At 42.0% G+C, this 20,309-nt stretch carries 24 protein-coding genes; 14 read left to right on the top strand and 10 right to left on the bottom strand.

All coding sequences use genetic code 11. From position 1 onward, the window contains the following. Nucleotides 1-12: 12 nt before the first annotated feature. Together AAEY94_RS03085 and AAEY94_RS03090 are read right to left on the bottom strand one after the other, a co-directional pair. Nucleotides 13-1,353 (bottom strand): NAD(P)/FAD-dependent oxidoreductase, encoded by a 1,341-nt coding sequence (locus tag AAEY94_RS03085; protein WP_350977167.1) that lies wholly within the window; start codon nucleotides 1,351-1,353, stop codon nucleotides 13-15. Nucleotides 1,354-1,392: 39 nt separating this feature from the next. Next, nucleotides 1,393-1,944, bottom strand: coding sequence for a GNAT family N-acetyltransferase (locus AAEY94_RS03090; protein WP_350977170.1), 552 nt, complete (start codon nucleotides 1,942-1,944; stop codon nucleotides 1,393-1,395). 182 nt (nucleotides 1,945-2,126) lie between these two features. On the opposite strand from AAEY94_RS03090, the gene AAEY94_RS03095 reads away from it, so the two are divergent. The 4 genes from AAEY94_RS03095 (at nucleotide 2,127) to AAEY94_RS03110 (ending at nucleotide 5,861) form a co-directional block, all read left to right on the top strand. Next, entirely contained in the window at nucleotides 2,127-2,828 is a 702-nt protein-coding gene (locus tag AAEY94_RS03095) for a spondin domain-containing protein (protein ID WP_162022225.1), read from the top strand. An 11-nt stretch (nucleotides 2,829-2,839) separates the two neighbouring features. Continuing rightward, the gene (locus AAEY94_RS03100) at nucleotides 2,840-3,559 is read left to right on the top strand and encodes a spondin domain-containing protein (RefSeq protein WP_350977173.1); all 720 of its coding nucleotides are present in this window, start codon (nucleotides 2,840-2,842) and stop codon (nucleotides 3,557-3,559) included. 110 nt (nucleotides 3,560-3,669) lie between these two features. Further along, nucleotides 3,670-4,404 carry a response regulator transcription factor gene (locus AAEY94_RS03105; RefSeq protein ID WP_182743521.1) on the top strand — a complete coding sequence of 245 codons (735 nt, stop codon included), beginning with the start codon at nucleotides 3,670-3,672 and terminating at the stop codon, nucleotides 4,402-4,404. Further along, on the top strand, nucleotides 4,404-5,861 hold the full coding sequence (locus tag AAEY94_RS03110) for a sensor histidine kinase (protein ID WP_350977178.1): 1,458 nt from the start codon (nucleotides 4,404-4,406) through the stop codon (nucleotides 5,859-5,861). The genes AAEY94_RS03105 and AAEY94_RS03110 overlap by 1 nt, the downstream gene beginning before the upstream one ends. A 320-nt stretch (nucleotides 5,862-6,181) precedes the next feature. Here AAEY94_RS03110 and AAEY94_RS03115 read toward each other — a convergent pair whose 3' ends face one another. The 5 genes from AAEY94_RS03115 to hemE all read right to left on the bottom strand — a co-directional run bounded on the left by AAEY94_RS03115 (nucleotide 6,182) and on the right by hemE (nucleotide 9,417). Next, a complete protein-coding gene (locus AAEY94_RS03115; protein ID WP_350977181.1) occupies nucleotides 6,182-6,439 on the bottom strand; it encodes a hypothetical protein in 258 nt (85 codons plus the stop codon). A 3-nt stretch (nucleotides 6,440-6,442) separates the two neighbouring features. Further along, on the bottom strand, nucleotides 6,443-6,688 hold the full coding sequence (locus AAEY94_RS03120) for a hypothetical protein (RefSeq protein ID WP_335692961.1): 246 nt from the start codon (nucleotides 6,686-6,688) through the stop codon (nucleotides 6,443-6,445). A 43-nt stretch (nucleotides 6,689-6,731) separates the two neighbouring features. Continuing rightward, complete coding sequence (locus AAEY94_RS03125) at nucleotides 6,732-7,079, bottom strand: hypothetical protein (RefSeq protein ID WP_182741795.1); 348 nt, start codon at nucleotides 7,077-7,079, stop codon at nucleotides 6,732-6,734. Between the two features lie 6 nt (nucleotides 7,080-7,085). After that, the gene (locus tag AAEY94_RS03130) at nucleotides 7,086-8,087 is read right to left on the bottom strand and encodes a flagellar export protein FliJ (RefSeq protein ID WP_335692962.1); all 1,002 of its coding nucleotides are present in this window, start codon (nucleotides 8,085-8,087) and stop codon (nucleotides 7,086-7,088) included. A gap of 265 nt (nucleotides 8,088-8,352) precedes the next feature. Further along, nucleotides 8,353-9,417 carry a uroporphyrinogen decarboxylase gene (gene hemE / locus AAEY94_RS03135; RefSeq protein ID WP_101086245.1) on the bottom strand — a complete coding sequence of 355 codons (1,065 nt, stop codon included), beginning with the start codon at nucleotides 9,415-9,417 and terminating at the stop codon, nucleotides 8,353-8,355. Between the two features lie 456 nt (nucleotides 9,418-9,873). Between hemE and rsd the strand changes: the two genes are divergently transcribed. Beyond that, nucleotides 9,874-10,341, top strand: a complete 468-nt coding sequence (gene rsd / locus AAEY94_RS03140) for a sigma D regulator (RefSeq protein WP_101086246.1) — start codon at nucleotides 9,874-9,876, stop codon at nucleotides 10,339-10,341. 72 nt (nucleotides 10,342-10,413) lie between these two features. On the opposite strand, the gene AAEY94_RS03145 is transcribed toward rsd, so the two are convergent. The 3 genes from AAEY94_RS03145 to AAEY94_RS03155 form a co-directional block, all read right to left on the bottom strand. Next, entirely contained in the window at nucleotides 10,414-11,463 is a 1,050-nt protein-coding gene (locus AAEY94_RS03145) for an MJ1255/VC2487 family glycosyltransferase (RefSeq protein ID WP_101086247.1), read from the bottom strand. A gap of 157 nt (nucleotides 11,464-11,620) precedes the next feature. Next, nucleotides 11,621-12,133, bottom strand: a complete 513-nt coding sequence (locus AAEY94_RS03150; RefSeq protein ID WP_101086248.1) for a phosphatase PAP2 family protein — start codon at nucleotides 12,131-12,133, stop codon at nucleotides 11,621-11,623. Between the two features lie 536 nt (nucleotides 12,134-12,669). Beyond that, nucleotides 12,670-12,918, bottom strand: coding sequence for a YgjV family protein (locus AAEY94_RS03155; protein ID WP_101086249.1), 249 nt, complete (start codon nucleotides 12,916-12,918; stop codon nucleotides 12,670-12,672). Nucleotides 12,919-13,304: 386 nt separating this feature from the next. Between AAEY94_RS03155 and rraA the strand changes: the two genes are divergently transcribed. From rraA to AAEY94_RS03200, 9 genes are all read left to right on the top strand, one after another. After that, complete coding sequence (gene rraA / locus AAEY94_RS03160; protein ID WP_101086250.1) at nucleotides 13,305-13,790, top strand: ribonuclease E activity regulator RraA; 486 nt, start codon at nucleotides 13,305-13,307, stop codon at nucleotides 13,788-13,790. A 93-nt stretch (nucleotides 13,791-13,883) separates the two neighbouring features. Further along, nucleotides 13,884-14,918 carry a formimidoylglutamase gene (locus AAEY94_RS03165; protein WP_502959379.1) on the top strand — a complete coding sequence of 345 codons (1,035 nt, stop codon included), beginning with the start codon at nucleotides 13,884-13,886 and terminating at the stop codon, nucleotides 14,916-14,918. A gap of 255 nt (nucleotides 14,919-15,173) precedes the next feature. Beyond that, on the top strand, nucleotides 15,174-15,929 hold the full coding sequence (gene ubiE / locus AAEY94_RS03170; RefSeq protein ID WP_011635964.1) for a bifunctional demethylmenaquinone methyltransferase/2-methoxy-6-polyprenyl-1,4-benzoquinol methylase UbiE: 756 nt from the start codon (nucleotides 15,174-15,176) through the stop codon (nucleotides 15,927-15,929). After that, nucleotides 15,929-16,549, top strand: a complete 621-nt coding sequence (locus tag AAEY94_RS03175; protein ID WP_101086252.1) for a ubiquinone biosynthesis accessory factor UbiJ — start codon at nucleotides 15,929-15,931, stop codon at nucleotides 16,547-16,549. The genes ubiE and AAEY94_RS03175 overlap by 1 nt, the downstream gene beginning before the upstream one ends. Next, nucleotides 16,546-18,195 (top strand): ubiquinone biosynthesis regulatory protein kinase UbiB, encoded by a 1,650-nt coding sequence (ubiB, locus tag AAEY94_RS03180; protein WP_101086253.1) that lies wholly within the window; start codon nucleotides 16,546-16,548, stop codon nucleotides 18,193-18,195. The genes AAEY94_RS03175 and ubiB overlap by 4 nt, the downstream gene beginning before the upstream one ends. Before the next feature lie 110 nt (nucleotides 18,196-18,305). Continuing rightward, a complete protein-coding gene (gene tatA, locus AAEY94_RS03185) occupies nucleotides 18,306-18,545 on the top strand; it encodes a Sec-independent protein translocase subunit TatA (RefSeq protein ID WP_101086254.1) in 240 nt (79 codons plus the stop codon). A gap of 6 nt (nucleotides 18,546-18,551) precedes the next feature. Then, nucleotides 18,552-18,965 (top strand): Sec-independent protein translocase protein TatB, encoded by a 414-nt coding sequence (gene tatB / locus AAEY94_RS03190; protein ID WP_101086255.1) that lies wholly within the window; start codon nucleotides 18,552-18,554, stop codon nucleotides 18,963-18,965. Nucleotides 18,966-18,968: 3 nt separating this feature from the next. Continuing rightward, on the top strand, nucleotides 18,969-19,715 hold the full coding sequence (gene tatC / locus AAEY94_RS03195) for a twin-arginine translocase subunit TatC (protein ID WP_101086256.1): 747 nt from the start codon (nucleotides 18,969-18,971) through the stop codon (nucleotides 19,713-19,715). A gap of 45 nt (nucleotides 19,716-19,760) precedes the next feature. Further along, nucleotides 19,761-20,297 carry a hypothetical protein gene (locus AAEY94_RS03200; RefSeq protein WP_101086257.1) on the top strand — a complete coding sequence of 179 codons (537 nt, stop codon included), beginning with the start codon at nucleotides 19,761-19,763 and terminating at the stop codon, nucleotides 20,295-20,297. Nucleotides 20,298-20,309 lie beyond the last annotated feature (12 nt).

Raw genomic sequence — 20,309 nt, forward strand, 5'->3', positions numbered from 1 at the left:
AGAAATGGGCGGTTAACCAAAACGGTCTTTTAACCAACCATAATGATAATAACCCCATTGCCCAAGCCGTCTTGCTTGGGTGAAGGGGAATTTAGGCAAGGGTTGCTGATACAAAGGCAAATTGGGTAAGGTTTCACCGGCAATACTTTGTGCTAAGCGATACGCAGCTTGGCTACTAAAAGACACTCCAGCACCGCAATATCCTAAGCTGTAACCCACGCCACCTTTACTGTACACATGGGGCATGTCATCCATGGCAGCAGCAATCCACCCGGTCCAATTATAAGCAATCGCTTTACTGGTTAAGCTTGGAAAGCACTTATTGAGCGCCATTTTTAAACGCTCACCGTAAACAGGGTTTGCAGCATCTTTGCCCCACACCGCGCCGCGGCCACCAAACAATAAACGGTTGTCGGGTAATAAACGGTAATAGTATTTTAAAATACGGGTGTCCATGGTCACTTGATGAGTATGCAAACCTGCCTGTGCAAGCTCTTGAGCGGTAAGCGGCTCGGTGACAATCACATTGCTTAATATCGGCAAAAACTTATCGTCCATGCGCGGGTTAAACCGTTTAGGCGTATAAGCATTGCCCGCCATAATGACTTTATTGGCAATCAGCTCACCTTTATCGGTAATTAAACGATGTTTACCGCCCTCTTCAATCCACTCTAATACGCAAGATTGCTCAGAAATAGTCACGCCTTGGTTTTGTACCATGTCCTTATAACCCAATAATAATTTAAGCGGATTAAGGCCGAAACCGTCTTTTAAACGCAGCGCACCATAGGCTTGATGATGATCTAAATACTGGGCTCTAAAATCTTGGCTTGAAATAAACTCGGCACCTGAGCCTTGGCTGTCGGCTAAATGTTGTTGAATATAATTAGCGGCATTTTGCAGCGAGACCAATGCTTTGGGATTATGGGCCACCTTTAAGTAGCCCGCTTCTTGAGGTTCACAGGCGATATTATGTTGTTTGATTAACCCATCGACTCTAGCCACCGCTTGGGTGAATTCGTCAAAAATACCTTTGGTGGTGGCTAAGTCCCAACGCTTGGTCATGGCGGCATAACCTAATCGACCCGAGCCTTTTAATACAAAACCGGCATTACGGGCACTGGCACCAAAACCGACTTGGTTGGCCTCAAGCACATGGCACTCAATATTGAATTCGGTTGCCAAATAATACGCTGTTAATAAGCCTGTGTAGCCCCCCCCCACAATAGCCACATCGGTTTGTTGGCAGCCAGACAATGCTGCGGTTGGTGCGGGTAAGACTTGAGTGCTTGCCCAATAGCTAGGAGCAAACGTTTGATTATTAGGGTGCGAGTTAATCAGCGGATCGTACATATTAGTCTTCTTTTTTATTATTGATTTAGACAGTAGACATTAAAATAGCAGTAGCATTTCACAGGCTACGCAATGACAATCTTCACCGCATAATACACAGATATAATCATCACCCATATAACGTTGATGCCAGCGCTGCGGATGCTGTTTAATTAACTTACCACCTGCCTTAGTAAAATACCGCACTGCAGCATTATTAGGGCTTTGCTGCCATAAATGACTTACCCCCGCCTTAGCCCCTTGTGCCATTACTGCAGCCTTGGAGGCCGCTAATAACTTGCCACCAAGCCCTTGTCCTCGGCCAGATTCAGCAATAGTGTTTGATTTGAAATAACACACATCGTTAAAATCAACGCCCCACTGATCAACCGTGCACCATTGATCTTGCTGCCATTGTCCCGCGGCATACGTTAACCGAAAGCCAATAAGTTGTTCATTTTCAAGCGCGACAAAATTGGCATTAATGCCATTTTTAATCCCTTTGTGATAAATCGCTGTCAGTTCTTCAATGTCCATATAACCACTGCCGTGGACTATTTCACCTAGGGTTATCACTGCATCAAAGTCAGCGGGAGTCAGTTGTCTAATCATTATTAACCTATTTTCTTCACACCTTAATTCAACTTGAGGTGAGCTCTTATTGTTGGTTTTAGCACACCATATCACACGTCATTATCGGTAAGTTAACGATGTTAATCTTTTGTGATAATTTGGCGATAAGTAGGTGAGATCCATTGTTCATACTGGTTGCAATTAAACAAAGGAGCTCGGTTATGAAACGTACACTAGTGACTGCAAGTCTTATGGCTGCTGGATTATTCAGCCTTCCAACTTTCGCTGCTGATATTGAAGTTAGCGTGACAAACTTAACTCACGGAAATCACTTCACCCCTATTTTGATCGCAGCCCACGACGCTGACAGCCACCTGTTTCAAGTCGGTACCGAAGCTTCTGCAGCGTTACAAAAAATGGCTGAAGGCGGTGACATTGCCGACTTAGATACAGCTGTAACCGGTAATGCAGGCGTAACATCAGCAAATCCGGCAATGGGTTTGCTTGCTGCGGGTGCCAATGTAAGTGGAGTAATGCTTGATACTGGCGACAACACCCATTTATCTATCGTAGCGATGGTGTTACCCACTAATGATGCCTTTATGGGCTTAGACGCTTGGGAAATCCCTACCGAAGCAGGCACGTATACTATGTACGTCAATGCATATGATGCAGGCACAGAAGCCAATGATGAAATCATTAATGGCGGCGGCATGTCTGGCGTACCGGGTATTCCGGCAGCACCTGGTGGTGACGGTGGAGCCAATGGCACAGGCGTGATGGACAATTCTGACAACAGCAATGTACATACTCACCCTGGTGTTTTAGGTGACATGGACCCTGCTGGTGGTATGAGTGACTTAGACAGTCGCGTACATCGCTGGTTGAACCCTGTAGCCAAAGTTGTGGTGACAGTAAAATAAGGAGGTAGCCCATGAAACGCACTGACTTTAAACTTAAGCCCAGCTTAATCGCCATGCTGGCTGCTGCAACACTGCTTACTGCCTGTGGTGATGACGATGACGATACCGTTGTTGTTACCCCACCAGCTCCAGTGATGCAAACCTTCACGGTAACCGTGACTAACTTGACGGCTAACCAACCAATGTCGCCCGTTATCTTAGCCTCTCATGCTAGTGATGCCATGTTATGGAACGCCGGTGAAATGGCAAGCGAAGCACTCGAGAAAATGGCTGAAGGTGGTGATACTGCCGACATAGCAGCACTCAGCGTGATCAATAGCAGCGTTAACGGCACAGGCTTATTAATGCCTGGTATGTCAGAAACATTGACCTTGACCTTAGATGAAGCCGACGTAGCGAGCATTAGTTTGGCCACCATGTTGGTTAACACTAACGATGCCTTTACCGGTATTAACAGTTACACCATTGCCGGCATGGAAGTAGATGCAACAACCGCGATGAAGTTTATGGCTTATGATGCTGGCACTGAAGCCAACAGCGAAGCCAAAGGTACTATGCCAGGACCTGCTGATGGCGGCGAAGGTTTTAACGCTAGCCGTGATGATGTCGACTTTGTGCATATTCATCCTGGTGTTATTTCAATGTACGACGGCTTAGCCGATTCAGTATTGGGTGCGTCGCACCGTTTTGATAACCCGGTGTTAGCTGTCACTATTATGCGTACTGAATAATCTTAATCGGTCGTGTCGACTGAATGAATTTCAACCCGATTGAAATTTATTCTCCTCAAAGCGGGTCTAAGTATTAATGCAATTACTGGATTTGCTTTGAGGAAGTCACCATGAATGGAAACGCGAAACATAATGGCCATGTTTGTCCGCAACATATTTTGTTAGTAGAAGACGAACAAGACTTGGCTAAGTTAATCATACTTAACCTCAAAGCACTCAACTACAGCGTCGACCACGCCACCACCTTGAAGCAAGCCATGCACATAATCGAGCATAAAAAGCTCGACCTCATATTAATGGACCGCATGCTCCCCGATGGTGATGGCATTATATTGTGTGAGCAACTACGCCAAGACGGTAAGGAAGTCCCGTTGATGCTATTAACCGCCAAAGATTCAGAAGCAGATGTGGTACTAGGCCTTGAAGCAGGGGCAGATGATTACCTCGTCAAACCCTTTAGCGTATTAGAGCTGCGCGCACGAGTAAAAGCACTATTAAGACGCGGCAAAGCCCAACATGAACAAACCCAACAAATTGAATTTAACAGCGTAACCATTAACTCCAGTACGCGTGAAGTTACCGCGTTTAATAAAGCGTTAACCCTCACCGCCCGTGAATTTGATTTACTGCTATTTTTAGCCAAACACCCGCAACAAGTCTTTAGCCGCATGCAACTGTTAGAAGCAGTATGGGGCTATAACTACGACGGCTATGAGCACACAGTAAACAGTCACATCAACCGTTTACGTAACAAGCTTTCTTTGTGCTCACCTGAACATGATCTTGTCAAAACAGTGTGGGGCGTAGGCTACAAATTTTCACCACCAGAGGTGCAAACCAACTAATGAATCGCTTATTTAATCGGTTGTTTTTAGCATCCACAATCATCGTGTTATTACTGTTTGTGGCGTTATGGCAATGGTTGCAACTTAACCATGAATTCAGCCGTAATCAAATTCAGCAATCACTGCACCTACAACTTGCTGAACACATGGCACATATCAACCCTTTGTTATCGCAAGGGATCACGTCAGACGCCGCGCTTAAAGAAGCCTTTCACGACTTTATGCTGTTAGGGCCAAGCTTTGAAATTTACACCTTAGATCCAGATGGCAAAGTGATTGCTTATGACGCCAAAGAAGAAAAAATTAAAACTCATCGAGTCGATACCACAATCATTCAGCAGTTTCTAAATGGCGACAACCTCCCAGTGCTTGGCACAGATCCGCGTAGCGAAGATACCCACAAGATTTTTTCTGCCAGTAAACTCATCACCAAAGATGGGCTTCATAGCGGTTATTTATATGTCATCATTGGCGGTGAAGATTACGACAGCTGGCAGGCACTGATTAACGCCGAAAATCAACCTAAAATCTGGGGCGCTACAATCGGATTTTGGATCATTTTTGCTTTAGTGCTATTCGTGATTTTATTGCGCTATTTTACCCGCCCAATCCAAAAGCTCGCTCAAGACTTAACCGAACTTAAAAACACGCCGATGTCAGACAAACTGATGCTCCCCCAGCGCTATCGTGGCAGCTTAGAAATAAGCCAGCTCAGCCATCATATCAATCATTTATTGCAAGAAATCCAATTGCAGCAACAGCAAGTGAAACGCCAACAACAGGCCAAACACGACTTTTTACTGCATTTATCACATGACTTAAAAACCCCACTTACCGCATTGTTAGGTTATATCGATACTTGGTTGATATTACCCGAGCACGAACGGGATGAGGCGCTAATCCAATATGCTGCAAACTCAGGCCAAACCTTACAGCAGCTACTGGCACAGTTATTAGAATTGGCCGCCCTAGAAAATGGCCAAATCGATGCGCAACTGCAACAAGTAAACCTAAGCGAACTGCTTAGCGATATTGAACAAACCTTTACTCCTCGAGCAAAAAAGCTCGGGGTTCAATTAGATTTCGACATCAATCATGCCAGCCAAATCTATACCGACCCCGCACTAATGCGCCGCATACTGAACAACTTGGTCGATAACGCCCTGCGCTACACCCCCGCCGGTGGCAAGATTCAAATCATCAACGCACAACACAATGGTCAACAATGGTTAACCGTGCGTGACACAGGTGCAGGCATGCACAAGCATGAAGTTGATGCCCTTAAACAATTGTCGATGACGACATTGACGTTTGAAGCGAATCAAAGTCTGCCACAACTCGGCGTCGGACTCGCCATTGTCAGGCAATTATTAGGCTTATTAAAATGCAGAATTGAAATCGACAGCCAACCAGGCGTAGGCAGCGAATTTAAGATAGAGCTTGTAACGCAGGGTTAGAGCTGAATTTGTTGTGATTTAACATCTTAATGACCATGATAGACGGTGGCGAATAAGAGTCTACAGTACAAGTGAATATGGGATAATATTTCCAAAATGCAACTATATATTGCCCTATAGCTCAAAAGTCCAATCCATGGATCACCACATTTTCTGTGTATGGAAAGTAGTGATACACAAAATTTGAGCGTTATAAAGATACTTATAATTAATGAATTTCTCAGGCTCTAATTGGGACCAAATACAAAGTACCCAACCATCACTGGTATTAATATAATGACAAACGAGCACATAAAATATATAGCTTTTTTTTTATCACTTTAGGAAGTAAACTTCTGAACAGAATCTTCATCTATAGCTTGTGCAGCCTTTACTTTAACCGGTAAGAGCATTGCTACAGCATAACTCGGAATTCTCATCCCCATATTATCCCATTGCGGTATGCTTCCACCTGAAGCCTTAATTTTCTTCTCTATAGGGTGTACGGTCATTTGCGCAAAAACCAAATAAGCTATAAAGAAATTGACTAACGGAATACTGCAACACAACCAAAATATACTTTCATAATTTTCCATCATAAATTACCAATTACTGCTTGCATCATAAAGTTTACCCGTAATTTTTTTACCTGCTTTATCGAAACCCAATCCAATAAGAAAACTAACAGAGGCGGCTGCACCAACTCCAATCACAACAGCCCATCCAACTGGTGTAAATGCCAGCGCAATACCAACTCCAATGCTATAAGCACTACCTGCTGCGACAGTTCCAGCGCGAAACCTCCAGAAAAAACCAATCTGAGTTGAACAAGTGCTTAAGCGGAGCAACTAACCATTGCAGTAAGCATATAAATTTCTACCTGTTTAGTTTTTAGTTTTCGTCAAAAAAAAGCGAATAGAATATTGCAAATAATAAAAAAATAACAAGAGAAGTTATAGTATAAATAGCTCTGATACGATCATTTTTAGTTGCAAATTTTCGTACCGAATTTTCATCCACCATTTGTGCAGATGTTTCTTTAATACTATATATCAAAGAAAAGGCATAACTCGAGATACGAATTCCCATACTGTCCCATTTGGGTAATTCTCCTCCTGAACTCTTAATTTTTTTCTCTAAAGGATGAACAGTCAATTGTGCAAATATTAGTAGTGATACACCAAAGTTTATCATTACTAAAACACTGATAATTACAAATAGATCTTTATACTCAAACATTTAAAATCACCAGCCACTGCTTAACTCATAAACAGATCCTGTTATACCTTTCCCAAACTGGTCAGCTAAATAACCAGCTAAAAATCCAGCAGATGCTCCCACTCCAACACCAATAACCACAGCCCATCCTGCGGGCGTAAACGCTAATGCAATTCCTACCGCAACGCCATAAACACCAGTTGTTGTAGCAGTTCCTGCAGCAAATCCCATAGAAAAACCAACCGTCTCTTGCAAAGCCTGCTTTTCCCAATTACCGCCACTCTCGAAGGTATCTCTTACACCTGTGGCTCTAGAGTGGACATCCAGCAGTAGTAAACCATTACCTCCCAATTTAGCCGCACCAGCAAATTTATTTAACGCCCTTAACTCGCTCGCAGTCGAAATTTGGATTGGTTTAGTCGTTCTAGCACTTTTAGCCTGATTAAGACCACGATCAGCATTGTTCCAAATACTCGCCTTACGAGCTCTTGAGCTAGCTAGTCGTTTTGAAATTTCATTGTGAAACTGTGAGTTTAACCGACTATGTAACTGCCGCGCCGTTTGTTCAAACTTAAGGACTTCTAACTTTGGCATTTTTGAACGGTAAGCATTACGCACTTTTTCAAGCGCCATTTGGTATTCTTTTATTACGCTTTGTAATTGTGATAAATGATGACCCATAGCACCGATGGATGCTCCCATCATTGCTTTATTCTGTTCTGCAAAAAAATCTTTTGGTAAACTGTCTAGCTGTTGATCATAGAAATCAGATAATGCTAATAGCATATCAGGCCCGACAGCTTCATTAACCTGCGCAATGGCTTGTCTTTGATGTAACGGTTTAGTTTTAAATTTACCTAATTCGTTATTCAATAAATTATCTTGAGCATATGCAACTTTAAAACTATCTATGAAGTTAACTTGTGGAACACCTGGTGCCTGAAAAGTTGCTTCTAAGATTGATGGTGGTGTATTGGGAGTAAGACCCGTTATCCGCCCTTTAGGGCAAATACAAATTTCAATTGGCATAATATCTTCCTTGATTTATTAAGCGTACATTTGATTTAAACTTTATGTTTAAATCAAAAGCTATAACTCAAATGTAATTACGGATAATTTTATTATGTTTAACCTTTTCGTTCTATAGTCATAAATGACTATGATAAAAGCAGAGCCTACTCAAAAATAATATGTGTATTTAAAATGGCTGTGTTGGAAAAACATCAAACAACTTTAAATTTTGGCAACAAAAAAGCGAATCCGAAGATTCGCTTTTGTTAGTCAATATCACTAACTACTTGTGGTATTTACCTGACAACTCATGCACAGAATTGATAAATGCACCAGCATGCTCAGGATCAACATGTTGGTGAATACCATGGCCTAAGTTAAATACATGGCCAGTACCTTCACCATAACTTGCTAGAATTTGATCAACTTCTTGATGAATACGCTCTGGCGTAGCATACAACATTGATGGGTCCATGTTGCCTTGTAAAGCCACTTTATGACCTACGCGACGACGAGCATCACCAATATCAACAGTCCAATCTAAACCTAATGCATCACAGCCTGTTTCAGCCATAGACTCTAACCATAATCCGCCGCCCTTAGTGAACAAGGTAACTGGCACTTTACGGCCATCAGCAAAACGAGTTAAGCCATCAACAATTTTTTGCATATAACGTAATGAAAACTCACGGTAAGCGTGGTGTGATAACGCACCGCCCCACGAGTCAAATATCATTAACGATTGTGCACCGTTAGCCACCTGAGCGTTAAGATATAACACTACTGAGTCTGCTAACTTATCTAATAACATGTGTAATGCAGCAGGTTCTGCATACGCCATACGCTTGATTTTTTCGAAGGTTTTGCTTGAGCCGCCTTCAACCATATAAGTGGCCAAAGTCCAAGGAGAACCCGAAAAACCAATTAACGGCACAGAGCCATTCAGTTCGCGACGAATGGTACTCACTGCACGCATTACATAACCCAATTCATCTTCTGGATCTGGAATACATAATTTTTTGATTGCATCGATAGTATCCGTTGGACGTTCAAAACGCGGACCTTCACCTGCTTCAAAATACAAACCTAAGCCCATTGCGTCTGGCACGGTCAGGATATCTGAGAATAAAATCGCAGCATCTAAGTCATAACGACGTAACGGCTGTAAAGTGACTTCGCAAGCCAATTCGGCATTACGGCATAAAGACATAAAGTCACCCGCTTGAGCACGAACTTCTTTATACTCAGGTAAATAACGTCCTGCTTGACGCATCATCCATACTGGAGTGACATCAACAGGCTGCTTTAGCAACGCACGTAAATAACGATCATTCTTTAATTCTGCCATGTGGACTTTGTTCCTAGACTGTTATGATTTTTGCTGGGCGTTAGTTTAGCACTTACGCGATTAATGTAACCACTCATGCAGAATTTATGTGAGCTATTCCTAAATCTATGGTCGATTTTATTAACACAACCGCCACTATGCTCACAAAACACACAATACTGATGTGTAAATCGCAATTTATTGGATTAAAAGTTGCGTCGCGTTAAGTGGTTTGGTATAAAAAGTGTGCGCTAGCAAGAACAATCAAGAAGCCCGACAAATCGAGCCTTTGAAAACTTCGTTACCCCGTGATGGCATGCCATCACGGGGTTTTTTATTATCCCGCTCCAAGACTCCTGTCCTTTTCATCCCCAAAGCAAGCTCGTCGATAAGCAAATAAAAATAAAACAGTTGATCGCAATACACTTTGTCCAATACATTAGTTGTAACAGAATGGCTGCCAATTAGAGAGAAGACATGCTAACAAAACTAGAAAAAGCAGAAAAACGCTGGGGCGGTTCTCATAATTTAATCGATCAATGGCTTAATCATCGCCGCAAATTATTAATCCAATATTTTATCGTTGCCGGATTAGCACCCTATTCTCGTAGCGAAAAATCACTTCCGAGCATGGATCAAGTGAAACAATTTTGTGCCCAATTAGTTGATTATGTCTCAGAAGGTCACTTTGAGGTTTACAACAACGTTATTAAAGCTTGCGAGAAGTTTGGTGAAACGAGTATCGAAACAGCCAACGCCTTATTACCGCTGATTAGCGAAAGTACTGACACGGCATTGGATTTTAATGATAAATATACCGACGCATCTGACGAACAAGTGCTGTATCAACTCGACAACGATTTATCACATTTAGCACAAGCGATGGAGTCGCGTTTCGAATTAGAAGATGAGCTGCTAGAATTGCTATATCAACGCCTTCCTTAATTGAGCCAGCCCATTAAAAAGTGCGATGAATTGACGCACTTTTTAATACGGTTAACTTGATTGCAGCAAACATTATTGCCGTTTATGCCAGTTTTCAGGCAACTCAACTTGTGACCACAAATGTTGACATAAATCTTGCGGCTGATGCCAATCGCCCATTTTTAACCACTCCACTAATGCATCGCCTACCTGTGGATACGCAATAGGTTTAGGTGACGGGCTTTTTAACCAACGCTTAAGCACAGCAGGATCTAAAGTTTGCATACTTTCTGCCGCAGCAAGTAATTCTAACGCCGCAACGTTAGCAGATTGCTCAAACTGACCCTGTAACGGTTTCACCAATAACTTTTTACCTAACGTCATCGCCTCACTGGCCAACTCAAAGCCAGCATTGCCAATCACCCCACCACATTGAGCCATGTGTTGTTTAAAGCCTTCACGATTAAAACCATGCCAATGAATATGCTCTGCTAATGGTTTCAATGGTTTAGTGCTGTGGTAAACAGAAAAGTGATATTGATCAAATGGGGCTAAAAAGGCAGCTATACGATCAGGCTCTTCAAAGGGTAAATAGACTAAAATTTGGTGGCTATGATCACCACCATTGGGCCACACCTCCACAAATGGAGGTAAAATAGGAAAGCCAAAATGATGCCAATGACAACCTAAAGCGATGTCAACGGGTGCAAAATGGTTGAGCAGAAATTCATTAAACCAGCTGTTACCTTGTTTAGGGACTGGATACTGTAATGCTGCTTGATGACTAATGGCGATTGACGGCACATTTTGTTGTTTGGCCGCCCAAGCACTCACAGGTTCAAAATCGTTTAAAACTAAATCATAACCCGTTAAATCGAGCTGCTTAATTTCAGATAAAATGGGAGTGGTTAAATTGTATTTGGCGGTTTTAACACAATTAACACGACCATTTTCGGTTACGAAAGTCATACCATTACGGGTCTGATAATCGCCAAAGCATTGCATATCAAAGTAGTGCTGTGGTGTTCGGCCTGAAAAAAGAAAATCGACATCGATATTATGTTGCTTAAGCGCAGTAGACATTACGCGTGCGCGGCTGATATGGCCATTCCCTGTGCCTTGAACTCCGTACAAGATTTTCATATTGCCTTACATCCCTCAACGGCTTAATGATCAAGATTAAAACGCTGTACTTCTTTCTACATAAACAGTTACTACATGAAGAGTGGCTACGCGAACCTTTACCACATGTACTGTGACGGCATGAGCGATTACTTCATGAGCGTTCTTAACATAAGCTTTACAGCATCAGTTGATCGACCAGAAATACCGAGCCGATCCCCAACCCAGCGCCAGCCATAATATCCACAGGATAATGAACTCCCAGAGCGATACGCGATGAGCCAACAAAACAAGCCCAAGCAAACGCAATCGGTGCTAAGGCAGGAAACACCAGATTTACCACGCTAGCAAACACAAAGGCACCAGCAGTGTGCCCTGAAGGTAAGCTAAATTTATCCGACGGTTCAAAACCAGACTCAAACCCAGCTAACGCATGGCAAGGACGATGACGTCGAATGCTATTTTTCAGCAGTAAATACAACGGAAACTCAACCAAGAAACTCCCCAACACTAAATTAAAAAAGTGCTGGCCATTAGGATGAAAAAACAATAGCGCAACAGATAAATAAGCATAATAGTGGCCATCACCGGTTGCAGATACACGTTTAGCAGCCTGACTTAGGCCGTTATCTCGACTAAATTGCGCTATCCAATAAAACCAATATTTATCTAACTGGCTGATACTCTTCATGCCTGACTCCATGTCAAACGTCGGCAATATCATTTAGCTAATATTGATCCGACTAAAGTTATGTATTTGTTAACAGTTTAGATAATAGACAGAGGTAATGAACACGAGGTGACAGTTAGCCTAAAGTTTTATGACACAGCCCAGAGTTGAGTTTCACGTTAGAAATAACCATAAATTCGAGAATAAGCATAAATTAGCGAATAACCATAAAGAAGCTTAACGGCTGATGTTTACCCGCGAGGTCACTTCAACTGAGAATAAGAGATGGGATAAATCGATAACAACGGTTTTATTTAAAATCGGTACTATGTGCTTGCCATTGATGTTACTCACAAGATGTATTGACTCGTCAATAGAGAGCTTATTGTGGGCCATTAAAACGCAGACAGGGGAATACAGAGCGGTTTGATAGCCATTTATTGATTTAAATCAAAGCGATTTAAAGCAATAACCCCTCAAGTTTGGCTTGAGGGGTTATTAATCGCGACCGTGTTATCGTCATTCACTAACACGATAACTTAATATGACTCGTGCAATTATGCAGTTTGTGGCTGTGCACCTTTATTACGATAAATCTTAATTAAGTGAAAAATGTTAATGCATGCAACAAAGGCATTCATGCCCGCTACTGGCCATGCTTCGATTGCATATCCGTAGGCGACAAAAAAAGAACAGCCAATAAAGTTTAACCATCTTAGTAAAACGATGTCTTTCATCATTAGTGAAATGGCAACCATAACGGATGCGGCATAGCCTAATACTTCAATAATATTGATATTTTCCATAAGAACCTCTGTTTCAGGCTCTCTGCCTTCCGTATGCGTAACGGGGGTTCCGTGCCCCTAAAGCTAGTATTATTTTGTAAACTAACATTAATAAATCTAGCAATATGCTAACAAACTGTAGAGCAAAAATGTAATTAAAAAACGTATTAGGATGACCTAAATCAACATATATCGACTAATTGGTTCAATTTGAAAGAAAATTACTTACAAATTTGATCCCTGTTCTCTATTTAGGCCAATGCGTCATCTGCGCATAAGTCACACCATAAGTTGATTTATAACAATCCAGTGATTGATAAGGCTTTTATTTTCATAAAAAGCTCATATAATTCATTTAACTTTGCTTTACCCAGCAATTTACCTTTGCTGTCCAACAGGAGTGAAATATGGAATACAACACCTCAGAACTCTGCGACATGTATATAGATGTAGTCGATGTCGTCGAACCAATGTTCAGTAACTACGGTGGTTGCAGCTCCTTCGGTGGCTCAATCAGTACAATTAAGTGTTTTGAAGATAATGGCCTGATTGCTGAAGCTTTAGAAGAAGACGGTGAAGGTAAAGTATTATTAGTCGATGGTGGCGGATCGTTAAGACGTGCCCTACTAGATGCTAGAATTGCTGAAATTGCTGTAGCCAATAATTGGGAAGGTATTCTCATTTACGGTTCAGTACGTGACGTTGACGCTCTTGAAGAACTTGATATTGGTATCCAAGCGCTTGCTTCGATTCCTGTCGGTGCTGAAAGTAACGGTGTGGGCGAAATCGAAATTCCAGTTAATTTTGGTGGCGTGACCTTCTTACCGGGTGATCATATCTATGCTGATAACACGGGCGTTATTCTGTCTCCAGAACCATTAGATATTGAATAACCCCGTCATAGCCAATTTAGCTTTGTAAAAAGCTGGCAGACAATTCCTTTAAAAACCAGCTATGCTGGTTTTTTTGTGGCTGTAATTCGGAGAATCACCATGTTTAGCGCATTTACTCAGCAGCATTGCGATGCATTATTAAGTTTACGCCCTAATGAAACCAAAATAGGCCAACAGGTTTATCTGGCATCGGCTGAACTGTCATTAGCGCAAAATGCACAACAGGCTAAATTCAGTGGCGCCCAGTTTGCCATTATTGCCATCGCAGAAGATGTGGGACCACGAGCTAACCTCGGGCGAGGCGGCGCTGATGATGCCTTTATCGCTAGCATGAAACAGTTAATTAATTTACAGTCCAATCGATTTCTTAATGGTAACGAATGTGCCATTTTAGGCCAAATCAGTCTTGATACATCAGTATCCACAACCGCTACCGTTGAACAATTACGCCAAGCAACCGCACAATTGGATGACATCGTCATTGCTGCAGTAAGTGAAATCATGCAAGCAGGATTAGAACCCATCGTTATCGGCGGCGGCCACAATAATGCTTATGGTTTATTAATGGCAACAAAAGCCACTACAGGCCTACCTGTCGCAGCCGTCAACCTCGATCCACACAGTGATTTTAGACCACGAGAAGGTCGCCACAGCGGTAATGGATTTAGTTATGCCGCCGCCAATGGCGCACTCGACCATTATCATATTCTCGGCTTGCATGAATTAAAAAATAGTGAAGAAACCCTAGAACAACTGAGCCTGTTTGGCGCTACATGGAACAGTTTGCAACAAATTTGGATCCGGCGTGAACTGTCACTAGAAACCGCATTAAAACAAATCGCTAAAGCATTAAATCAAACCCAACTGCCTGTAGCATTAGAGCTCGATGTCGATGCGATTGCCAATATGCCCAGCAGTGCAGCGACTTTTGCCGGTATATCGATACTCGATGCCTGCCATTATGTGCATTATATTGCTAAGCATTGTCCATGCCATTACGCTCATTTTGCAGAAACTGCCCCAGCATGTCATCACGCGGGTTTAGAAGCGGGTTACCGCGATGCAGGTCAAGGTCTCAGTGAGTTAATTTATGCTTATCTTCAGGGTCGATTAACCGGTCTGAATTAGAATCAGCTACGGCTATTCATTAAAGGCTAATTTTATGCTCTAATGCAGGCAATTTTTTAGCCTTAACTGCTGCTTTTTATTGGGGCTAATCGACGCGAAGCTCATTGCTGCGTTCAAGTTGAAGTGAAATGTATATTAGGTGCAAGGTAAGACAACTAATTGATTGTTGTCACACTCTCGCACCACAGCATTTCAGCAATCATTCGCAATGGCATACACTCGCTATTAATTATCGCACATTATAGGAATATACCGATGTCTGAAGGCGAACCGAAAAACACTCATTTTGGATATAAAACTGTCGAAGCCGATAAAAAAGCAGACTTAGTCGCTGACGTGTTTCATTCCGTCGCGGCAAAATACGACATTATGAATGACGTGATGTCTTTTGGAGTTCACCGCTTTTGGAAGCGCCACACCATTGAAGTCGCTGCTGCAAGACCGGGGATGAAAGTGCTTGATTTAGCCGGTGGTACTGGCGATCTCACGGCTAAGTTTTCACATTTAGTCGGCGATAGAGGTCAAGTCGTTCTTGCTGACATTAATGATTCCATGCTCAAGGTCGGTCGCACTAAATTACGTGACAAAGGTATCGTCAATAACGTCAGCTATGTTCAAGCTAACGCTGAAGCACTGCCGTTTCCTGATAACCATTTTGATATCATCACTATCGCGTTTGGTTTACGTAATGTTACCGATAAAGATGCGGCGTTACGTTCAATGCAACGAGTATTAAAGCCTGGTGGAAAACTACTCGTGCTTGAGTTTTCAACACCTAAACATGAATTAATGCGTAAAGTTTACGACATGTATAGCTTTAAGGTGTTACCTAAAATGGGCGCATTAATCACTAAAGATGCTGACAGCTACGAATACCTTGCCGAATCAATTCGGATGCATCCTGATCAAGAAACGCTTAAACAAATGATGGTAGATGCAGGTTTTGAACAAGTCGACTACACCAACATGACAGACGGCGTTGTCGCATTACATAGAGGTTATAAGTTCTAATGACCCCTAATCACTTTGCTTTGTTAACTTGTGCTGCCATTGAAACCGCTTTTAACCAACTGCCAGCACAGGCTAAAAGTGACTATGCTCGCCAAAAGTCATTGCACGGCAAAGTATTTTGTATCCAGCTGAGTCAGTTAAATTGGCCCATTTATTTGGTGTTTGCCAAACAAATTCAAGTACTCAGCCATTACGAAGGTGATGTAGCAGTAACCGTACGTGCTGATGTATCAACATTATATCAGCTGACTGAAGGCGCTAATTTAACTGAGCTTATCAAACAAGATAAACTCAGTTTGGAAGGCGATATTCAATTACTGCAATCGTTAAGCCATTATTTACAGAATATTCATGTTGATTTTGCCGAACCATTATCACGTTATATTGGTGATGCTCCGACGCATAAACTCGTTGCTACAGCAAAACAATTTAACCATGATATCAAGCTGGTCTTACAAAAAACTCGCTCACACATCAGCCAGTTAACCACTGAAGAATATCGCCTAGCGCCGCATAAAATCGAATGGCTACATTTTCGTGATAATCTGGACGAACTGGTGAGTCAAACCGAACGTATCGAAGCCAAGATAGCCCAATTAAGAGATCAAATAACGCAATGACAACTGCAAGTATCAGGCGTGGTTACCATGTCATTAAAACCATTCTGCATTTTGGCTTAGATGACTTAATACCTAAACACAAAAAGCCCTGGTATTTCGCCATTGTGCGCAACAGCTTATTTTGGATCCGTAATAAGCATAAAACTAAATCGCCTGCAGAGCGCTTAAAATTAGCGATGCAAGATTTAGGGCCGGTATACATCAAATTAGGACAAATGCTGTCGACTCGCCGTGATTTACTTGACGACGAATGGGCGTATCAGTTGGCCATGTTGCAAGACAGAGTGCCACCGTTTGATTCTGCTTTAGCACGAGAAGCCATTGAAGCTGAGCTTGGTGCTCCTATCGCAACCTATTTTGATGATTTTAACGATACACCACTTGCCTCTGCATCCATATCGCAAGTACACACCGCTACCTTAAAATCTAACGGTAAAGCCGTGGTGCTTAAAGTGCTGCGACCTAATGTTGAGCAGCAGATATTAGCTGACTTACAGTTAATGACTCAAACGGCTAACTTACTCGAAACCTTATTAGGTGACGGTAATCGTTTACGCCCAGCAGAAGTGATTGAAGATTACCGCACCACCATTTTAGGCGAGCTAAACTTAAAGCTAGAAGCGCTTAACGCCATCAAACTGCGCAATAATTTTCTGGATTCTAATTCGCTGTATGTGCCTTTTGTTTACGAAGAACACAGTTATCAACGCCTTATGGTCATGGAACGCATTTACGGTATTCCAGTCTCTGACACCGAAGCGTTACGAGCTCAAGGTACCAACTTTAAACTGCTTGCTGAACGCGGTGTAGAATTGTTTTTCACCCAAGTGTTTCGCGACAATTTTTTCCACGCAGATATGCATCCAGGCAACATTTTTATCAGTCGTGAACATCCAGACGACCCATTTTATATCGGCCTAGACTGCGGCATTATGGGCACATTAACCGAAGTGGATAAACGTTACCTAGCAGAAAACTTTTTAGCCTTTTTTAATCGCGATTATCACCGTATTGCCCAGCTGTATATTGAGTCAGGTTGGGTATCTGAACACACAGATATTATTGCGTTTGAACAAGCTGTAAAAGTAGTTTGCGAACCCATGTTTAATAAACCATTGGATGAAATTTCATTCGGTCATGTTCTGTTAGAGCTGTTTAGAACTGCGCGTCATTTTGATATTGTGGTGCAGCCACAATTGGTGTTACTCGAAAAAACCTTACTGTATATTGAAGGTTTAGGCCGTCAGTTATATCCACAATTAGATTTATGGCAAACCGCCAAACCCTTCCTAGAAAATTGGATGTCAGAACAAGTTGGCCCTAAAGCCATGTTCAATAAAGTAAAATCAAATGCGCCATTTTGGGCCGATAAACTCCCTGAGTTTCCTGAATTGATTTACGACAATTTAAAACTAGGCCGTAAATTACTCGGCACTCAACAGCAAATGTTAGATAAGTACTTGCGCTACCAACAGAAATCTCACAAGAGTAATTATCTACTTATCACTTCGGCTGTATTATTGATCTGTGGCACAATTTTATTTACTCAAATAGCTACACTATGGCCTGCATATACCTGTATAGGTGCAGGCATATTGATTTGGGCAATAGGATGGCGATCTAGGCCAAAGAATCGTAAGTTTTAGCTAGCACTAATTTATTAGAGGTTCATAATACTTAAAGAATTGGGTGTTATTATGGATTTTGAAATAACTTTTTTACAAAAACCATTTTTACTTTAAAGAGGAAAATCTTCATGGGCGGCATCAGTATTTGGCAGCTTCTAATCGTAGCGTTAATTGTCATTCTATTATTTGGGACTAAAAAATTGCGTTCTTTGGGCGGTGATTTAGGTGGAGCAGTAAAAGGCTTTAAAAACGCCATGACTCCAGAAGATGAAAGTAAATCACTAGAAGACAAAGACCAAACGGCAGCGACTTCGCAACAGGCTGCAGAAAAGCAACCTGAAACAGAATCTAAAGATAAACAGGCGTAATTTATTATGTTTGACGGTATCGGCTTTATGGAGCTGCTGCTGATCGGTATTTTGGGGCTAGTGGTACTAGGCCCCGAAAGACTACCGGTTGCAGTACGTTCGTTAACAGGTTGGATCCGTGCGCTTAAGCGCATGGCTAACTCTGTCAAAGATGAACTTGAGCAAGAGCTTAAAATTGATCAGTTACATGCTGATTTAAAAAAAGCTGAAAGCAAAGGTTTAGCCAATTTGTCGCCAGAGTTACAAGAGTCGATTGATCAGCTGAAAAAAGCCGCTGAATCAGTGAATCGTCCTTATAAGGTTGAAGACACATCACCTGTCGAGCCAAAAAAATCAGCTGACGAGTCTCCTTCAGTCAAAGAAGCTAAGTCATCTGAAGTGACTAGCGAAAACAGTTCAAACCCTAAATCAAACGGATAATCCATGTCGCAACAGCAACCGCTTATTAGCCATTTGCTTGAATTACGTAACAAATTGCTTAAAGCCATTGGCAGTGTGTTATTGGTATTCATTACTATTGTGTATTGGGCTAACGATATTTATCACTACATAGCTTTGCCTTTAATGCGCTCGCTTCCAGAAACGGGCAGTATGATTGCAACCGACGTAGCCGCGCCTTTTTTTGCACCCTTTAAATTAACACTAGTATTAGCATTCTTCATCGCCATTCCCTATGTGCTTTATCAAGTATGGTCTTTTGTAGCACCTGGGTTATACAAACATGAAAAACGCTTAGTTGTTCCCTTGTTAGCCAGCAGCACCCTGTTGTTTTATCTTGGAATAGCCTTTGCCTACTATATTGTTTTCCCAGTTGTATTTGGGTTTTTCACCAGTGTCGTTCCAGAAGGCGTGCAAGTTGCTACTGATATCAGCAGTTATTTGAGTTTTATTCTAAAATTATTTTTTGCCTTTGGTTTAGCTTTTGAAATACCTGTAGCAGTCGTTTTGCTTTGCTGGGCTGGTGTTACAACACCCGATGAGTTACGCCAAAAACGTCCTTATATTGTAGTAGGAGCTTTTGTTGTTGGCATGGTACTCACGCCTCCCGATATTATCTCGCAGACTATGCTAGCCGTACCAATGCTGTTATTGTTTGAAGGTGGACTAATCGCCGCGCGTTTCTACAGCAAAAAAGAAGATGAGCCAGAGAACGAAGAAGCTGAAAATTAAGCGATAAAGAAAGGCTCTACAGACTAAAATAATAAGGAAGAATCAATGCGTTTAAGTTTAATTGCCGTCGGGATCGTATTGATCTCGGCTAATGCATATGCCAATACCAATCTTGGCCAGCAACTGTCTATATGTGCAGCTAAAACGGACAAAACTGTGCGATTAACTTGTTATGACGAATTAGCGGCTAATGCTAAACCCAGTGCTCACATAATGACGACGGCAAATACAACTAAGATTGCCCCATCAGAGGCTCCAAGGCCACCCGCTACACCAAACGTTGTGTTACCTTTGGTTGCAACAAGTCCTCAAGTACTCAGCGTTGATGATTTTGGTTTACAAAAGAAAGTCATAGAAGATGAAGTCGATAAGATTTACTCTGAAGTCATTAGTGTTAAGAAAGATGCGTTAGGCGCATTTGTGATAACACTCAGCAATGGTCAAGTCTGGAAGCAAAGTAGCTCAAAGTATTATAAAATCAAAAAAGGTCAACGCATCTTTATTGAAACAGGTGCATTGAATTCATTTTTATTGGGTAGCGATGATCGCAATGCTACTACCCGAGTTAGACGATTAAAGTAACTACAGTACTTT

Source organism: Shewanella sp. AC34-MNA-CIBAN-0136, assembly GCF_040309945.1.
Lineage (GTDB): Bacteria > Pseudomonadota > Gammaproteobacteria > Enterobacterales > Shewanellaceae > Shewanella.

What these genes read in the sequence shown, in the direction of transcription:
- AAEY94_RS03100 (WP_350977173.1), top strand. Translation starts at nt 2,840, where the DNA reads ATGAAACGCACTGACTTTAAACTTAAGCCCAGCTTAATCGCCATGCTG.
- AAEY94_RS03115 (WP_350977181.1), bottom strand. Translation starts at nt 6,439, where the DNA reads ATGATGGAAAATTATGAAAGTATATTTTGGTTGTGTTGCAGTATTCCG.
- AAEY94_RS03105 (WP_182743521.1), top strand. Translation starts at nt 3,670, where the DNA reads ATGAATGGAAACGCGAAACATAATGGCCATGTTTGTCCGCAACATATT.
- AAEY94_RS03095 (WP_162022225.1), top strand. Translation starts at nt 2,127, where the DNA reads ATGAAACGTACACTAGTGACTGCAAGTCTTATGGCTGCTGGATTATTC.
- AAEY94_RS03155 (WP_101086249.1), bottom strand. Translation starts at nt 12,918, where the DNA reads ATGGAAAATATCAATATTATTGAAGTATTAGGCTATGCCGCATCCGTT.
- AAEY94_RS03175 (WP_101086252.1), top strand. Translation starts at nt 15,929, where the DNA reads ATGACCCCTAATCACTTTGCTTTGTTAACTTGTGCTGCCATTGAAACC.
- rraA (WP_101086250.1), top strand. Translation starts at nt 13,305, where the DNA reads ATGGAATACAACACCTCAGAACTCTGCGACATGTATATAGATGTAGTC.
- AAEY94_RS03110 (WP_350977178.1), top strand. Translation starts at nt 4,404, where the DNA reads ATGAATCGCTTATTTAATCGGTTGTTTTTAGCATCCACAATCATCGTG.
- ubiB (WP_101086253.1), top strand. Translation starts at nt 16,546, where the DNA reads ATGACAACTGCAAGTATCAGGCGTGGTTACCATGTCATTAAAACCATT.
- rsd (WP_101086246.1), top strand. Translation starts at nt 9,874, where the DNA reads ATGCTAACAAAACTAGAAAAAGCAGAAAAACGCTGGGGCGGTTCTCAT.
- AAEY94_RS03125 (WP_182741795.1), bottom strand. Translation starts at nt 7,079, where the DNA reads ATGTTTGAGTATAAAGATCTATTTGTAATTATCAGTGTTTTAGTAATG.
- AAEY94_RS03200 (WP_101086257.1), top strand. Translation starts at nt 19,761, where the DNA reads ATGCGTTTAAGTTTAATTGCCGTCGGGATCGTATTGATCTCGGCTAAT.
- AAEY94_RS03150 (WP_101086248.1), bottom strand. Translation starts at nt 12,133, where the DNA reads ATGAAGAGTATCAGCCAGTTAGATAAATATTGGTTTTATTGGATAGCG.
- AAEY94_RS03130 (WP_335692962.1), bottom strand. Translation starts at nt 8,087, where the DNA reads ATGCCAATTGAAATTTGTATTTGCCCTAAAGGGCGGATAACGGGTCTT.
- AAEY94_RS03085 (WP_350977167.1), bottom strand. Translation starts at nt 1,353, where the DNA reads ATGTACGATCCGCTGATTAACTCGCACCCTAATAATCAAACGTTTGCT.
- hemE (WP_101086245.1), bottom strand. Translation starts at nt 9,417, where the DNA reads ATGGCAGAATTAAAGAATGATCGTTATTTACGTGCGTTGCTAAAGCAG.
- ubiE (WP_011635964.1), top strand. Translation starts at nt 15,174, where the DNA reads ATGTCTGAAGGCGAACCGAAAAACACTCATTTTGGATATAAAACTGTC.
- tatA (WP_101086254.1), top strand. Translation starts at nt 18,306, where the DNA reads ATGGGCGGCATCAGTATTTGGCAGCTTCTAATCGTAGCGTTAATTGTC.
- tatB (WP_101086255.1), top strand. Translation starts at nt 18,552, where the DNA reads ATGTTTGACGGTATCGGCTTTATGGAGCTGCTGCTGATCGGTATTTTG.
- tatC (WP_101086256.1), top strand. Translation starts at nt 18,969, where the DNA reads ATGTCGCAACAGCAACCGCTTATTAGCCATTTGCTTGAATTACGTAAC.
- AAEY94_RS03090 (WP_350977170.1), bottom strand. Translation starts at nt 1,944, where the DNA reads ATGATTAGACAACTGACTCCCGCTGACTTTGATGCAGTGATAACCCTA.
- AAEY94_RS03145 (WP_101086247.1), bottom strand. Translation starts at nt 11,463, where the DNA reads ATGAAAATCTTGTACGGAGTTCAAGGCACAGGGAATGGCCATATCAGC.